The organism is Pseudomonas sp. GL_117, assembly GCF_057835125.1.
The window spans coordinates 3478188-3493878 of record NZ_CM174418.1; the positions used below are offsets into that span (position 1 = coordinate 3478188).

Consider the following 15691-nt stretch of genomic DNA (forward strand, 5'->3'; position numbering starts at 1 on the left):
CCTTAATGAAGGTTGCCGGCCAGCGTGACCACGCCGTCGGCGCGCTCGTGCCCCAGCCAAGTGGTCCAGCCCAGACGACACACATTGCGTTCGCCGATATGCAACGCGCGGATTTCGCCCTCGGCCAGCCCCAGCCTCAGGTCGTAGGCCAACGGGTCGCGCACGGTCAGCCGCACCAGCGCACACAGCGGCTGGTAGCCCGCACCGAACGGCAGGAACTCATGGAAGCGCTGCCAATCGAGCCCGACGATATGCACCCTGAACTTGCCGCTACGGTCGGCAACCCGTTCGCCCAATACCGAGTCCAGGCCAAGTCCATGATTGGCCTGGCCCAACCGGGTGAGCTGACACGGCGCGATCAGCACGCTGCGCGCCACCCACTGCTCGATAAACAAGCGCTGGTGCTTGAAGTAGTACCGCAGCACGGTCTCGATCAACGCCGCCGAATGCGCGCGCAGGCTCAACAGCCCGAGATACGGCAGCAATCGCTTGCAATCGAGTGGCGCGGCTTCGCGGATCGCCGGACCGCCCAAGCCCACCAACGCAAACATCTGCTCGGAGAAGGCATCACCGGCGCCACTGCGAAACCGAGCCTGGTAGCGATACTTGCGCCAGATCGGCAGCAACAGCCGGTGCAGGCGATGTTGAAACAGGTTGAGAAAATCCCGCGTGGTGTTGCCTCCCGACTGCTCGGCGTAGGCCTGATCGCCGTAGAACGCCGGCAGTGGCGAGCCCGCACCAAACAGCCCGAGCACATTCAGGCGCAGACGTGCGCGCAACTGGCCGTGCTCGGTGAAAAACTCCACGCGGTCAATGTCGTGCCCGGCAAACCCCAGGCCCGGGTTGGCGACAAATTCCAACTGGTCGTACAGCGCGTCCTCATCCAGCAAAGGATGGGCTTCACGCAAATGCTCAATCACCTGCAACACCGCCTGGTACAGCGAGTACTCGCGGATGCAGCGCGACAGCGGGGTTAAAGCACGGGCTGCTGGCCCATCCTGGGTGGCCATAGGTACACATCTCCTTGTGTGCTGATGACGCGAAGTTCGTGGTACGAATTGAGGCTGGCGTACAACGCGAAAAACTCATTGAGGACCGAGGCGAATACAAACACTTCGCCTTGGCCGAGAAAGCCCTGGGGGTCGATGCCCAGGTCGACGCGCAGACCGCGAACGGGCAAGCCGCGATGCAAGCGGTCGACGGCGGAGTGACTGATGGAGCGCAAGGCGTCCAGGCGTCGACGGCTGACCTTCTGTGCCTGGCGGTCGTGGTAACGCGGCAGGTCGTAGGTTTCGAGGATGACCTTCAGTGCGTTGATGTCAGTCAGCGACAGGTAGTTGAGCGACATGTGGCTGATCAGCTTCCACAGGAAGTCCTGGTCCAGGGGCGGAGCAAAGCTCTGGGTCGGTACGCTGATATTGCGGAACGCGATAAATTCCGGAGTTTGTTCGCAGGCCCTGTTGATCTCGCCGACTTGCAGTTGCCGCGGCAGGTTGTGGTTGGTGCACGTCAGCTCAACCGACAGGGTTTCCTGCTCATGCCCACGCCCACTCCTCACCACCAGCCAGGTATCCAACCCGCCATGCTGCGCCGAGGACCGTTGGCGCACGGTGTAACTTGCTGGTTTTGCGCAGTCATTGGCGTCATGTTCAAACGATTCGAACGGCACGTAGGCCTGGTAACCCAAGCCGCCTGGCCGCCACCCGGTGACGCTGTCCACGGAAAACACACTGGCGGTGCCCTGGGTGTACTCACCCGGCAACAGCAGGTATTCATCCCTCTTTGCGTCCAGTCGAACCGGCACCGCGTCGTGCTGGAACAGGTTGACGATGGGCGTGCAGTACAGCTTCACATTGTCCAGCGTCGGCGCTTGCAGCACCGCCCCGCGCGCCCGCAGGTCAAAGCGCAACACCAGACTGCGAGCCTGTTTCAGCACTGCGGCGGGCAGCGTGTGTAGCGCCTCCAGCCCCTCGATGTCGACAAACAGGTACTTCTCGGGAAATGCGAAGTACTCCTGCAAATGGCGATAGCCACGGAAGGTATTCTGCGGATAAGGGATCAGCGCCTGGTCCTCGGCAAACCCTACGGGGCGCACATGGTCCGGGCGCAGCCTCAACACGGCCGCGTCCGTGACCGGGCTGCCATGTTGATCCAGCAGCACCAACTCGATGCCATCCAGGTGCCGCAGCAGGCTGAGATACAAGCCCTGACTAATGTAGCGATCACCGGCCAGGTGCAGACGCAGGGCGTCGAATACCAGCTCGCTGAAATTGCCCTGGGCGCACATGTCCAGGCGCAGGCTCATCAGCCCGCGTTCGCCTCTGGCAACGTAATCCAGCGCACCGAGTTGCAGCGGCATGATCCGCGTGGCGTAGCAGGTGCGAAAACGACAACGCTGCCCATTCACCCCCACACTCTCCACGGCAGTGTCCCGGGCCACCTGAACGGCGTGCCCGGCACGCTTGAGCGGGTCGAACTGCAAGATGCTGAACGCCGGTAACGGACGCATGTAGTTAGGCCACAACAAATGCATCAACGAGTGAGTCAGCTCGGGCAACTCGTCATCCAGCTTCTGGCGCAAGCGCCCGGTGAGAAACGCGAAGCCTTCGAGCAATCGCTCCACATCCGGGTCCTGCCCGGCATCCGCCAGAAACGGCGCCAGGGCCGGGTTGCGCTCGGAGAAACGTCGGCCAAGCTGGCGCAAGGCGCTGAGTTCGCTTTGGTAGTAACGGTTAAATGCCATCGGGCAGCACCTCGACATGGCCACCGTCACTCAGCCGCGCGCAGAAGGCGACGGGTTGGGTGGTGCCATCGACGGTCAGCAAGGCTTCAATCGCGAATGCCAGGGCCAGGGGGTTGCGATCACGGGACAACAACCGGACGTGGACATTGGCCAGGCGAGGCTCGTAGGCCTGGATAAAACCCTCGATTTGCAGGCGCGACTGGCTCAATGACTCATGCAAACTGCGACGCATGTCATTGAAGTCGGGCAAGCCGTAGTCCGGCAGCGTCTGCACGCTGCCAGCACGGGTGCTGAGCATTTTCCCCAGGTGGGCGGCGACGCAGGTCACCCGTGATGCACCGGTGGGCGTCGGCTGCTCGAGACGCTCGAACAGACTGCGGTGATCGTTCACCCCTTGGCCGGCACTCATGCTTTGTCGAGCTTGCCGACCAGGGACAAAGTGAAGTCCGCCCCCATGTACTTGAAGTGCGGGCGCACGCTGAGGTTGACGCGATACCAGCCGGGTTCGCCCTCGACATCACTGACCACAATCCGCGCAGCCCGCAACGGCCGCCGGCCACGCACTTCAGCGCTGGGGTTCTCCTGGTCGGCGACGTATTGGCGAATCCACTTGTTGAGCTCCAACTCCAGGTCCGTGCGCTCCTTCCAGGAGCCCAGCTGTTCGCGCTGCAAGACCTTGAGGTAATGGGCCAGGCGGTTGACCACCATCATGTAAGGCAACTGCGTACCCAGGCGGTAGTTCAACTCCGCCTCCTTGCCTTCGGCGCTGATGCCGAAGTGCTTGGGTTTTTGCACCGAGCTGGCGGAAAAGAACGCTGCGTTGTCACTGCCCTTGCGCATGGTCAGGGCGATGAACCCCTCCTCGGCCAGCTCGTATTCGCGACGGTCGGACACCAATACTTCAGTGGGAATCTTGGTTTCGATTTCGCCCATGCTGTGGAAATGATGCAGCGGCAGGTCCTCCACCGCCCCGCCGCTTTGCGGGCCGATGATGTTCGGGCACCAGCGAAAGCGCGCGAAACTGTCGGTCAGGCGCGTGGCAAAGGCGTAGGCGGTATTGCCCCACAGGTAGTGCTCATGGCTGTTGACCACGTTTTCTTGATAGGCAAAGGTCTTGACCGGGTTTTCCAGCGGATCGTATGGCGTGCGCAGCAGGAATCGCGGCACGGTGAGGCCTATGTAGCGCGCGTCCTCGCTCTGGCGAAAGCTCTGCCATTTGGCAAACTGCGGGCCTTCGAAATGATCCTTGAGGTCCTTCAGGTCCGGCAGCCCGGTAAAGCTTTCCAGGCCAAAGAAACCCGGCCCCGCCGAAGCGATAAAGGGCGCGTGGGCCATGCAGGCGACGCTGGCGGCGTACTGCATGAGCTTGACGTCCGGAGCGCTGGGTGACAGGTAGTAATTGGCAATGATCGCGCCCACGGGCTGGCCGCCAAACTGGCCGTATTCGGCGCTGTAGATATGTTTGTAAAGGCCGGACTGGGTGATTTCCGGCGAGTCCTCGAAGTCGTCGAGCAGATCCTGGCGGGCGACATTCAACAGCTCGATCTTGATGTTTTCGCGAAAATCGGTGCGCTCGACCAACAGCTGCAAGCCCTTCCACGCCGATTCCAGTGCCTGGAATTCGGGGTGATGCAGGATCTCATCGATTTGCTGGCTGAGCTTGGTATCGATCTCGGTGATCATCCGGTCGACCAGGCGTTTTTTCACCGGCTCGCCGCTGTTGTGCGGCTTGACCAGTTCTTCGATAAACGCCGCGACACCGCGCTTGGCAATGCCATAGGCCTCGTCATCGGCGCTCAGCAGTGTCTGCGCGATGATGTGATCGAGAATGCTGGCGTCGCTGCTCAGAGGCTGGGGTTGGAGGTGTGTTTGGGTGGTCATGCATCAGTGTCCTTTTACTGAAGAGTCACGGGTGGGCGCTGTTCAATCCCAGCTCTGCCAATACCCGAGCGCGGGAATCATCGTCAGCCAGAGCCTGCTCAATGGCTTTGCGGAAACTGGGGGTGTTGCCCAACGGGCCCTTGAGCGCCATCAACGCTTCGCGCAGGACCATCAGTTTGCGCAGTTCGGGCACCTGCTCGACCAGGTTGGCGGGGTTGAAGTCTTTCATCGCATTGATGCGCAACTGGATCGCCAGTTCATCGACGTCGGCGTCGTCTTGCAGGCGATTGGGCACGCTGAGGGTGAGGCTCAAGGCCTGTTTGGCGAGCACCTCGTCGAGGGTGTTCTTGTCGATGCCGATGGGTTTGCGGTCTTCCAGCTTGCGCAGGTCCTCGCGTCGGGTGAAATCCCCCAGCACCAGCAACTTCAACGGCAGTTCAACCTCTTCCTGGGCGCCGCCAACCGCCGGTTTGAACGTGATATTGATGCGTTCCTTGGGTGCAACCGAACCTTCTTTGGCCATGGTGTTTCTCCTTTTCCTGTGGCTTGAAAGCCTATTCAAGTACCGCTTCGAGATCGAAACGGCACAGCCTGCGATGGCTGTCTTCCTTGCATTCGCGCACGGCCTGGTTTTGTGGCAACAGGTCGCAACAGCGGTACAACAATTGCGCAACCTGCAGGGCCAACGCCGGTTCCCAGCGTTCCAGCCCGGCGTGTTGCAGTTCCTGATCGAGCTGTTCGAGCTGGATTTTTGCCAGCTCATGCTTGCCCGCCAGCACACACAAGCGGGCCACGGCGAGGCGCCACTGGAAGCGTTCACGCTCGCTGGTGGCGGCTTGCATACCTTGGTTGAGTTGGCTGACGGCGGCCTTGAGCCCGTCCTTGCGCAGGATCGACATGACCTGCTGCAACGCGGCTTCCCACGGTTGCGCCGTGGCGTCGACGAGCACTTTGGGCGGCGCGGGCTGACGCAAGTGACGTTCGACATGCAGCGAGATCCAGTCGCGGGTGGCGCGGCTGGCAAAGGCTGTGCCGTCGTGAAAATGCAGCTGGGGCAGGTCCGGCAGGCGCTTGAGCAACTGGGCAAAGTCAGCCTCCAGCTCGCTCATCGCCAGCTCGGCCTGCAACGCGGCGAGGCACTGCCAGGCCATGTGCAAGCCATCGAACCAGAACATCGCGGTGGCCAGGCTGGCTTCCAGCTCCAGCAACAAATCGGCGTAGTGCCCTTGGGCGAAGCGCTCCTGGTAGCGCTGGAGCTTGTCCGGCGCCGGGCCGCGCAGGCTAGTGATGCGCTCACTATTGGCGTCCGGGTAGCCGACCAGGGTCAGCCAGGCCATGGCTCGGCTCAGGCGCAGGGCGCGCAAGTCGGTGGCGTCCTGGCGCAACCACCAGGCGCAAAGGGGTCGGGCCTGATCCTGTAACGTGCGCAGGCGCTTGTGTGCGTCTTTTTCACTGTCGATGGTGGATTCGGGGGCGAGCAATTGGGTGGTGGCCTGTTTGAGCTGGGCGATCACCCCCGCCACCGCGCCGGGTGCCGGTGCGCCTTGTGTGGCGTGCTCCAGGTGCTCCGACAGTTGCCGCCGCAACGGCAGCAACATCGGTGCGTCATCCCCCAAGTGCCCGGCCCAGAGTTCATCGAGTCGCGTCAGGTGTTCGAGGATCGCTTGAAACAGCGGGCGTTGCTGGGCCAGTGGCAGGTTTTGCAGACACAGCGGCTCAAGACGCAATACCAACCAGGCAAAGGCGGCGGCACGCGTACGTGGCTTGGCGGGAAACACCTCGACCCAATGCTGCTCGCAGAGATAGCGCAGCAGCCCAAGGCCGGCGAGCAACCCCGGGAAGGATTCGCACTCATGCAGCGCCCAGGTCAGCCACACCGCGACGCGCACATCCTTTGAATGCTCGCGCAACAGGCACTCACTGATCTCGCGGACTTTCTGCCAGTCCGGCTGGCGGGTGCCGTGCATCGACTGCAACTTGGCCAGTTCTGACTCCAGCGCTTCATATTCGCTTGAATAACGCATATCACTGCCGGCAAAACTCGTTTGCAAGCAAGGTGAACGTGCAAGTTCAAGGTAATAGTCGAGGCACTTATCGGAATAGTTCATGGGCCGCCATACATGACCGTCAGAAGCAGGACTGGCAAACTAATTGCACTTATCGCACGAAGTAGCGCGCCACATTAACTTCGCTCGATCGCCGCGAAGCCAGCAAACCTTAGCCATGCATAAAACGTTCAGCAAGCAACCAAACAAGAGTTAAGGAATATCCTACACACCGCAAAAATCAAGGCCTGCGCAGCAATTTGCGCAGCACAAACGTGTAAGCCTGGCGTTATTCATGCGCACTTCAAGCAAATCCAAGAGACGCCAACATGAGCAATTAATTGCGCACTTACGCGCAACTAATCCGACTTAAATTTCGCATACTGACCAAAAGAAAACCCGCAACTTACCGCTCCAGCCATATTTCATTGGCTCACACACTTTCAGGCACGTTTCTTGTTATAGAGCCCTGCCCACCCGGCACCGTCTGTCGGGTGGAACTACCTCAACCATCAGGCAAGGAAACCCGTCATGCCAACACCCGCGTATCTCTCCATCACCGGTGTCAAACAAGGTTTGATTACGGCAGGCACGTTTACCCAGGACTCGGTAGGTAACATTTACCAGGAAGGTCATGAAGATCAGATCCTGGTCCAGGCGTTCGCCCATCAGGTGATCATTCCCCGTGATCCACAGTCCGGCCAGCCGACCGGCCAGCGCGTGCACAAACCGCTGATGATCAGCAAGATCTTCGACAAGTCGTCACCGCTGCTCTTCAGTGCGCTCACTGGCGGCGAAGAGGTCAAATGTCGCCTGGAGTGGTTCCGCACCTCGTCGGCCGGCACCCAGGAGCACTACTTCACCATCGAGCTGGAAGGCGCGACCATCGTCGACATCCAGTCGCGCATGCCGAACTGCCAGGACCCGGCCAATGCGCACTTCACCCATCTGGAGGACGTGTATTTCACCTATCGCAAGATCGTCTGGACCCACGAAGTGGCCGGCACCTCTGGCTCGGATGACTGGCGCACACCAGTCTCCGGCTGACGTCGCGGGTCGCGGCCGCCAGGGACGGCAGCCGTGACTAGACCATCGCCAGCGGGTGCTTGCGCTGGGGTGCGCCAAACACCCGGTCGATTGCGTCCAGGTCATGCTCATCCAGCACCAGTTGCGCGGCGCTGGCGTTGAGCCGCACGTGCTCGGGAGTAACGGCCTTGGGGATCGCGATCACACCGTTTTGGCGTAGCACCCAGGCCAGGCACACCTGGGCTGGGGTGACGTCATGGCGTCGGGCGATCTGCTTGAGTGTGCTGCTGTCCAGCAATGCGCCGCCCTGGGCAATCGGGCAATAAGCCATTAGCGGCAGATGGTGTTGTTGCCACCAGGGCAACAGGTCGAATTCGATGCCGCGCTCTTCGATGTTGTAGAGCACCTGGTTGGTGGCGCATGCCGGGGCGGCGAGCTCCTGGAGGTCTGCCACATCGAAGTTGGACACGCCCCAGCGGCCGATCTTGCCGGCTTCGCGCAGGCGCTCGAAGGCTTCGACAGTTTCTTCAAGGGGATACTGGCCACGCCAGTGCAGCAAGTACAGATCGATGTAGTCCGTGCCCATGCGTTGCAGGCTGGCGTCGCAGGCGCGCGGCACGCCTTTGTGGCTGGCGTTGTGCGGATACACCTTGCTGACCAGGAACACCCGGTCACGCCTGCCGCGAATGGCTTCGCCGACGACTGCTTCGGCGCCGCCTTCGCCATACATTTCAGCGGTATCGATCAGGGTCATGCCCTCGTCGATCCCCAGTTGCAGCGCGGCGACTTCAGCGCGGCGCTGCCCGGGGTCTTCGCCCATGCGCCAGGTGCCCTGGCCGATAACAGGGACCGGAACACCGGCCAGATCAATGGTACGCATGACAACCTCCTGATGAGTTCGCGGATAAACAGTGTGGCATTGGCCGGACAAAAGGGTTCAATCGCAGTATGGTTGGCGCCTGCCAAGTCGCCAGGAAGTACCTGCAATGCTGTTTGTCGTCATGCTCGGGGGCAAGCACCCACGGGCCCGGATTGAAGTGCACGATGTGGTGTTCGCCGTGGCGGATACACTGCAAGCCACCTACCCGCAACTGCGCGACGCCTGGTTTGGCAGCGCCAAGGGCGTGCACATCGATTCGTGGATGGCGGTAGACGGTGTGGATGGCTGGAAGGTCCAACTCAGTCACCTCGCCCCCCAGGCCGATGCCCCGCGCCTGTATTTCATCAACCTCGGTGGTTATGCAGCCAACGTGTTTGGCGAGGCGCATCAGTACGTGCTGGTTGTGGCACGCACTGCGCGGGAGGCGAAAGCGTTGGGCAAGCAGCAGATGCTGCGTCACTGGGCCCAGGCGCATACCGATGCCGTGATGGATATAGACGACTGCCTGCCGATCGATCTGGTGGATGGGCGCTATGTTCACCTTGAACAAGCCCCACACCGGCCGATCGTGCAGCACAACGACTACATCGTGCTGCCCTGACACATCAAACGGTCCGCTGCGGTGGATCAGGAAGACCGAGGTGTCTGGATTTGGGGCGGCTTCGCCACCCGGCGCGGGGCAAGCCCGCTCACTACAACAGGTCGGGGCGCGCACTAAGCCGCCCCACACTCACACCTCTTTGTAGTGAGCGGGCTTGCCCGCGCTGGGCGGCGAAGCCGCCCCAAACGGCCCGCTGCGGTGGGTCAGGAAGATTGAGGTATCTGGATTTGGGGCGGCTTCGCCACCCGGCGCGGGGCAAGCCCGCTCACTACAACAGGTCGGGGTGCGCACTAAGTCGCCACACACTCACACCTCTTTGTAGTGAGCGGGCTTGCCCGCGCTGGGCGGCGAAGCCGCCCCCAACGGTCCGCTGCGGTGGGTCAGGAAGATTGAGGTGTCTGGATTTGGGGCGGCTTCGCCACCCGGCGCGGGGCAAGCCCGCTCACTACATGGTGCGGTCGCGGTTGGGTGGCATGGGGCGTTGGTCAGGCGTGTCGGAACACCAGCGGAACTTTGCCGGGAAATAACCGCCTGAATCCGGTAGGCTCACCCTTTTTATTCAAGGAGTTAATCCCCATGGCCAAAGCCACCGCCCGCCACATCCTCGTTTCCACTGAAGACAAGTGCAACGAACTCAAGGCCCAAATCGAAGGCGGCGCTGATTTCGCAGAAATCGCCAAAGCCAATTCCAGCTGCCCATCCAGCCGCGACGGCGGCAATCTGGGTTCGTTCGGCCCAGGCCAGATGGTCAAGGAATTCGACACCGTCGTCTTCAGCGCCCCGGTCAACACCGTGCAAGGCCCGGTGAAGACCCAGTTCGGCTACCACCTGCTGGAAGTCACCAGCCGCCAGGACTGATCCGGTCTGCGCTGATGCCCTACACAACGGCCCGCCTTTTGGTGGGCCGTTGTGCATGTGATGACTGGCGACGCTGCCGCCGTTAGCGTACAAATCCCTATTCTTCTATACGCGGCGTTCAAGGCTGATAATGCGACTGGCTTTTTCTACCCTGCTTAGCTCTACCCTGGCCCTGCTGCTGGCCAGCAGCGCCGTGATCGCGGCACCGCTGCCGTACCTTACGGTCTATGGCGAGCCGGCCAAGTACCCCGCCGGCTTCCACCACTTTGACTACGTCAACCCCAATGCGCCCAAGGGCGGCAACCTACGGCGCTCGGCCATTGAGATCGGGCGCTTTGACCATGTGCTGCCCTACATCGACAAAGGCATCGGTGTGTCCCAGGTCGACGGCTGGCTCTATTCGCCCCTGGCCCAGCGCTCCCTGGATGAGCCTTACACGGTGTATGGCCTGGTTGCCGAGAAGATGGAGCGCGCCGAAGACGGCCTGTCGCTGCGCTTCTTCCTCAATCCCAAGGCGCGTTTCGCCGACGGCACGCCCATCACCGCCGAAGACGTGCGCTACACCTATAACCTGCTGATGACCCAAGGCCGCCTTGGCTTTCGCACGCTGTTCGCCGACGTCAAGCACGTCGAAGTCGAAGGTGAGCGCCAGGTACGCTTCGATTTCTCCAGCAATGAAAACCGCACCCTGCCCCTCGACCTCGCGACCCTGCCGGTGCTGCCCGAGCACTGGTGGAAAACCCGCGACTTCGCCAACGGCGGCGGCTACGAGGCACCACTGGGCAGCGGCCCGTATAAAGTCAGCAAGATCGATTCCGGCAGCACCATCACCTTTACCCGTGACCCCGACTGGTGGGGCAAGGACCTGCCCGTCAGCCGCGGCCTGTACAACTTCGATCACCTGAGCCTGGAATATTTCGGCGATACCGAAGTAGCGCGCCAGGTCTTGCGCGGCGGCGCCTATGACTTCAACCGCGAGTTTTCCGCCACCGGCTATTCCATCGGCTACAACGGCCCGGCCCTCGACGACGGTCGCCTGCAACGCGCGCATTTGGCCAAGGAGATGCCGCAACCGGCCCAGGGCTACGTGTTCAATGTGCAAAAACCGATGTTCAAGGACCGCCGCGTACGCCAGGCCCTGGCGATGCTGTGGGATTTCGAATGGGCCAACCGGCAGATGATGCGCAACATGTACATCCGCCAGCAGAGCTTCTTCTCCAACAGCCCGCTGGCCGCCAGCCAACCGCCGACCCCAGAGGAACTGGCGATCCTCGAACCCTTGCGCGGGCAAATTCCCGACGAAGTCTTTACGCAAGTGTTCAAGGCCCCGGTCACCGACGGCAGCGGCATGATCCGCGACAAACAACTGCAAGCCCTGGCCCTGCTGGAAGAAGCCGGCTGGAAACCCGACGGCGACCGCCTGGTGAACGCCGACGGCGAGCCGCTGGAGTTCACCTTCCTCAACACCCAGAACGGCCTTGAGCGTCTGCTGCTGCCGTACAAGCGCAACCTCGCGCAAATCGGCATCACCTTGAATATCCGCCGTATCGACTCCTCGCAGTACGTCAACCGGATGATGGCGCGCGACTACGACATGATCGTGGTCGGCTTCCCGGTCACTACTTCGCCGGGGATGGAGTTGTACAACTACTTCGGCTCAGACGCCGCGTTCGATCCAGGGGCCAACAACTACATGGTCCTCAAGGACCCGGCGGTCGATACCTTGATCAAGGGTCTGGTCAAGGCCGACACCCAGGCGCAGATGCTCACCTACGCCCACGCCCTGGACCGGGTGCTGCAATGGAATTACCTGTGGATTCCCAACTACTACCCGCCCGGCACGTCCGCCGCATGGTGGAACCGATTCGGCCGCCCTGCCGTCGAGGCGAAAAACGATGAAGCCCTGGAAAGCTGGTGGGAAATCAGCCCTACACCGCTGACAAACGAGCAGATGCAAAAACGCGGAGGCCGCCACTGATGCTTGCTTATATCGTACGGCGCCTGCTGCTGATCATCCCCACGCTGGTGATTATCCTGCTGGTCAACTTCGTCATCGTGCAGGCCGCCCCCGGCGGCCCGGTGGAACAAGCCATCGCCCACCTGCAAGGCATCGGCGGCGGCGCGGTCGGCGGCTCGGGGGGTGACGGCATCAGCGGCGGCTCCCGGGCCAGTCGCGGCCTGGACCCGAAGCTGATCAAGGACATCGAAAAACAATACGGTTTCGACAAGCCCGCACCGGAACGCCTGTGGCTGATGCTGACGAGCTACGCCAAGCTGGATTTCGGCAACAGCTTCTTTCGCGGCAAAACAGTGATCGACCTGATCCTGGAGAAAATGCCCGTCACCATCTCCCTCGGCCTGTGGGCCACCCTGATCACCTACCTGGTGTCGATCCCCCTGGGGATTCGCAAGGCGGTGCGCCATGGCAGCAGCTTTGATGTGTGGAGCAGCACCGCCATCGTCATCGGCTACGCCATGCCAGCATTCCTGTTTGCGATGTTCTTGATCGTGGTCTTCGCCGGCGGCACCTCGCTGAACTGGTTTCCGGTGCGCGGGTTGGTCTCGGAAAACTTCGAGGAACTGAGCACCGTCGGCAAGATCGCCGACTACTTCTGGCACCTGGTGCTGCCGGTCACGTCGCTGGTGATCGGCGGTTTCGCCACCCTGACCATCCTCACCAAAAACTCGTTCCTCAATGAAATCACACGCCAATACGTGGTCACCGCGCGCGCCAAGGGCTTGAGCGAACGCCGGGTGCTGTACGGCCATGTGTTCCGCAACGCCATGTTGCTGGTGATCTCGGGGATTCCCCAGGCGTTTATCAGCGTGTTCTTTGCCGGTTCGCTGCTGATCGAGGTGATTTTCTCCCTCGACGGCCTCGGGCGCATGAGTTACGAAGCGGCGGTGTCGCGGGATTATCCGGTGGTGTTCGGCTCGCTGTTTATCTTCACCTTGTTCGGCCTCTTGATAAAACTCATTGGTGACCTCTGCTACACCCTGGTCGACCCGCGTATCGACTTCGCCGCGAGGAACGCCTGATGTTCAACCTGTCTCCCGTGGCCCGTCGACGCTTCGAACGGTTCAAGAAAAACCGGCGTGGCTGGTGGTCGCTGTGGCTGTTTATCGGCCTGTTCATCCTGACCCTCGGCGGCGAGTTGATCGCCAATGACAAGCCCCTGGTGCTGAGCTTCAAGAACGAACTGTATTTCCCGGTGTTCAAGCGCTACACCGAGCAGCAGTTCGGCGGCCAGTTGCCGTTCCAGGCCGACTACCGCAGTGACTACGTGCAAAAGCTGATCAAACAGGATGGCGGCTGGATGCTGTTCCCGCCGATCCCATTCAGCGACGACACGCCCAACTACGAACTGACCCGCCCTGCCCCCAGCCCGCCTTCGGCCGTGAACTGGCTGGGCACCGATGACCAGTCGCGGGATGTGCTGGCGCGGGTGATCTTTGGCGCGCGGGTCTCGATCCTGTTTGCCCTGGCGCTCACCGCGATCAGTGCCGCCATCGGCATTGCCGCCGGTGCGTTGCAGGGCTACTACGGCGGCTGGGTCGACCTGATCGGCCAGCGGGTGCTGGAGGTGTGGTCGGGGCTGCCGGTGCTGTACCTGTTGATCATCCTGTCGGGCTTTGTCGAGCCGAATTTCTGGTGGTTGCTGGGGATCATGGCGCTGTTTTCCTGGCTGGCCCTGGTGGACGTGGTACGCGCCGAGTTCCTGCGCGGACGCAACCTGGAGTACGTCAAGGCCGCTCGCGCACTGGGCCTGAGCGACGCCAAGATCATCCGCCGACACATCCTGCCGAATGCCATGACCGCAACCTTGAGCTACCTGCCGTTTATTCTGACCGGTGCGATCTCCACCCTCAGCGCCCTGGACTTCCTCGGCTTCGGCATGCCCGCCGGCAGCGCCTCGCTGGGTGAATTGATCGCCCAGGGCAAGCAGAACCTGCAAGCGCCGTGGCTGGGCCTGACGGCGTTTTTCACCCTGGCACTGATCCTGTCGCTGCTGGTGTTTATCGGCGAGGCATTACGTGATGCCTTCGACCCCCGTTCATGAGTGACTGCAGATGAACCTGATCGAAATCCGCGACCTCAGCGTCGCCTTCAGCGGCCAGACCGTAGTGAACAAGCTGAGCCTGGACGTACGCCCCGGCGAGTGCCTGGCACTGGTGGGCGAATCGGGCTCGGGCAAGTCGGTGACGGCCCACTCGATCCTGCAATTGCTGCCCGAAGCCGGCACGCAAACCACAGGCTCCATCCAGTACCGCGGCCAGGAGCTGATTGGCGCGCCGGCTTCGACTCTGCAAAAGCTGCGCGGCAACCGCATTGCAATGATCTTCCAGGAGCCAATGACGTCCCTGAACCCACTGCACAGCATTGAAAAACAGATCGGCGAAACCCTGCTGTTGCACAAGGGCCTGGGCGGCAAGGCGGCGCAGGCGCGCATCCTCGAATTGCTCGATCTGGTGGGCATCCAGAATCCCCGGGAACGCCTCAAGGCCTACCCGCACCAACTCTCCGGCGGCCAGCGCCAACGGGTCATCATTGCCATGGCCCTGGCCTGCGAGCCGGAACTGCTGATCGCCGACGAACCCACCACCGCGCTGGACGTGACGGTGCAGCGCAAGATCCTGCTGCTGCTCAAGTCACTGCAACAACGCCTGGGCATGTCGTTGCTGCTGATCAGCCACGACCTCAACCTGGTGCGCAGCATTGCCCAGCGCGTGTGCGTGATGCATGCCGGCGAGATCGTCGAGCAGGCCGATTGCCAGACCTTGTTCAACGCACCGCAGCACCCTTACAGCCGCCTGCTGCTGGATGCCGAGCCGGCGGGTGACGCGCTGTGCAGCGAGGAGCGCGAGACCGTGTTACAGGTTGACGACCTGACCGTGCAATTCCCCCTCGGCGGCGGCCTGTTCCAGCGCAAAACCTACCTGCGCGCGGTGGACGGCATCAGCCTCAGTGTGCAGCGCGGCAAGACCCTGGGGATTGTCGGCGAATCGGGCTCGGGCAAATCCACCCTGGGCCAGGCGATCCTGCGCTTGCTCGACTCCACCGGCAGCATCCGCTTCCAGGGCGAAGCCCTCGACCCGCTCAATCATCAGCAGATGCGCCCGTGGCGCAAGCAGATGCAGGTGGTGTTCCAGGACCCTTACGGCAGCCTCAGCCCACGCATGACAGTGCAGCAGATCATCAGCGAAGGCCTCGAAGTGCATGCGCCGTGCAGCGTTGCAGACCGTGACGCGCAAGTGATCCAGGTGCTCAAGGACGTCGGCCTCGACCCTGCCAGCCGGCATCGTTACCCCCATGAATTCTCCGGCGGCCAACGTCAACGGATCGCCATCGCCCGCGCCCTGGTGCTCAAGCCTGCATTGATGTTGCTGGATGAGCCGACCTCGGCCCTCGACCGCACGGTGCAGAAGCAGGTGGTGGCGCTGTTGCGTGAGTTACAGGAGAAGTACGGCCTGACCTACCTGTTTATCAGCCATGACCTGGCGGTGGTGCGGGCGATGGCCCATGACATGATCGTGATCAAGGACGGCAAGGTCGTGGAGCGCGGCGCAAGCCAGCAGGTATTCGAAGCGCCCCAGCACGCCTACACCCAGGAGCTGCTGGCCGCCGCGCACATCCCCCTGTAAACCCATCCCCCTGT

Annotated in this window: 14 protein-coding genes; 7 read left to right on the forward strand and 7 right to left on the reverse strand. The window is 61.9% G+C overall.

Annotated features, from left to right (window positions below):
* Window positions 1-2 precede the first annotated feature (2 nt).
* The 6 genes from tssG to tssA are packed head-to-tail and all read right to left on the reverse strand — an operon-like array spanning window position 3 to window position 6732.
* Complete coding sequence (gene tssG / locus AC3ISR_RS15625) at window positions 3-1010, reverse strand: type VI secretion system baseplate subunit TssG (protein WP_192300845.1); 1008 nt, start codon at window positions 1008-1010, stop codon at window positions 3-5.
* Complete coding sequence (tssF, locus tag AC3ISR_RS15630; RefSeq protein ID WP_489324366.1) at window positions 974-2743, reverse strand: type VI secretion system baseplate subunit TssF; 1770 nt, start codon at window positions 2741-2743, stop codon at window positions 974-976. The genes tssG and tssF overlap by 37 nt, the downstream gene beginning before the upstream one ends.
* The gene (gene tssE, locus AC3ISR_RS15635) at window positions 2733-3152 is read right to left on the reverse strand and encodes a type VI secretion system baseplate subunit TssE (protein ID WP_489324367.1); all 420 of its coding nucleotides are present in this window, start codon (window positions 3150-3152) and stop codon (window positions 2733-2735) included. Before tssE ends, tssF begins: the two co-directional genes overlap by 11 nt.
* Entirely contained in the window at window positions 3149-4624 is a 1476-nt protein-coding gene (gene tssC, locus AC3ISR_RS15640) for a type VI secretion system contractile sheath large subunit (RefSeq protein ID WP_226457329.1), read from the reverse strand. Before tssC ends, tssE begins: the two co-directional genes overlap by 4 nt.
* Before the next feature lie 25 nt (window positions 4625-4649).
* Window positions 4650-5147 (reverse strand): type VI secretion system contractile sheath small subunit, encoded by a 498-nt coding sequence (tssB, locus tag AC3ISR_RS15645; RefSeq protein WP_192300842.1) that lies wholly within the window; start codon window positions 5145-5147, stop codon window positions 4650-4652.
* Between the two features lie 31 nt (window positions 5148-5178).
* On the reverse strand, window positions 5179-6732 hold the full coding sequence (gene tssA / locus AC3ISR_RS15650) for a type VI secretion system protein TssA (protein ID WP_489324368.1): 1554 nt from the start codon (window positions 6730-6732) through the stop codon (window positions 5179-5181).
* A 468-nt stretch (window positions 6733-7200) separates the two neighbouring features.
* Between tssA and AC3ISR_RS15655 the strand changes: the two genes are divergently transcribed.
* A complete protein-coding gene (locus tag AC3ISR_RS15655; RefSeq protein WP_192300840.1) occupies window positions 7201-7716 on the forward strand; it encodes an Hcp family type VI secretion system effector in 516 nt (171 codons plus the stop codon).
* A gap of 37 nt (window positions 7717-7753) precedes the next feature.
* On the opposite strand, the gene AC3ISR_RS15660 is transcribed toward AC3ISR_RS15655, so the two are convergent.
* A complete protein-coding gene (locus AC3ISR_RS15660; protein WP_489324369.1) occupies window positions 7754-8575 on the reverse strand; it encodes an aldo/keto reductase in 822 nt (273 codons plus the stop codon).
* A gap of 106 nt (window positions 8576-8681) precedes the next feature.
* Between AC3ISR_RS15660 and AC3ISR_RS15665 the strand changes: the two genes are divergently transcribed.
* The 6 genes from AC3ISR_RS15665 (at window position 8682) to AC3ISR_RS15690 (ending at window position 15677) form a co-directional block, all read left to right on the forward strand.
* Window positions 8682-9176 carry a DUF1543 domain-containing protein gene (locus AC3ISR_RS15665; RefSeq protein ID WP_226457326.1) on the forward strand — a complete coding sequence of 165 codons (495 nt, stop codon included), beginning with the start codon at window positions 8682-8684 and terminating at the stop codon, window positions 9174-9176.
* A gap of 576 nt (window positions 9177-9752) precedes the next feature.
* Window positions 9753-10034, forward strand: coding sequence for a peptidylprolyl isomerase (locus tag AC3ISR_RS15670; protein ID WP_010210937.1), 282 nt, complete (start codon window positions 9753-9755; stop codon window positions 10032-10034).
* Window positions 10035-10164: 130 nt separating this feature from the next.
* Complete coding sequence (locus AC3ISR_RS15675) at window positions 10165-12012, forward strand: extracellular solute-binding protein (RefSeq protein WP_192300837.1); 1848 nt, start codon at window positions 10165-10167, stop codon at window positions 12010-12012.
* Window positions 12012-13073, forward strand: coding sequence for a microcin C ABC transporter permease YejB (locus tag AC3ISR_RS15680; RefSeq protein WP_192300836.1), 1062 nt, complete (start codon window positions 12012-12014; stop codon window positions 13071-13073). Before AC3ISR_RS15675 ends, AC3ISR_RS15680 begins: the two co-directional genes overlap by 1 nt.
* On the forward strand, window positions 13073-14095 hold the full coding sequence (locus AC3ISR_RS15685; protein WP_192300835.1) for an ABC transporter permease: 1023 nt from the start codon (window positions 13073-13075) through the stop codon (window positions 14093-14095). The genes AC3ISR_RS15680 and AC3ISR_RS15685 overlap by 1 nt, the downstream gene beginning before the upstream one ends.
* Before the next feature lie 10 nt (window positions 14096-14105).
* The gene (locus tag AC3ISR_RS15690; protein ID WP_463984608.1) at window positions 14106-15677 is read left to right on the forward strand and encodes an ABC transporter ATP-binding protein; all 1572 of its coding nucleotides are present in this window, start codon (window positions 14106-14108) and stop codon (window positions 15675-15677) included.
* The last annotated feature ends 14 nt before the right edge of the window (window positions 15678-15691 follow it).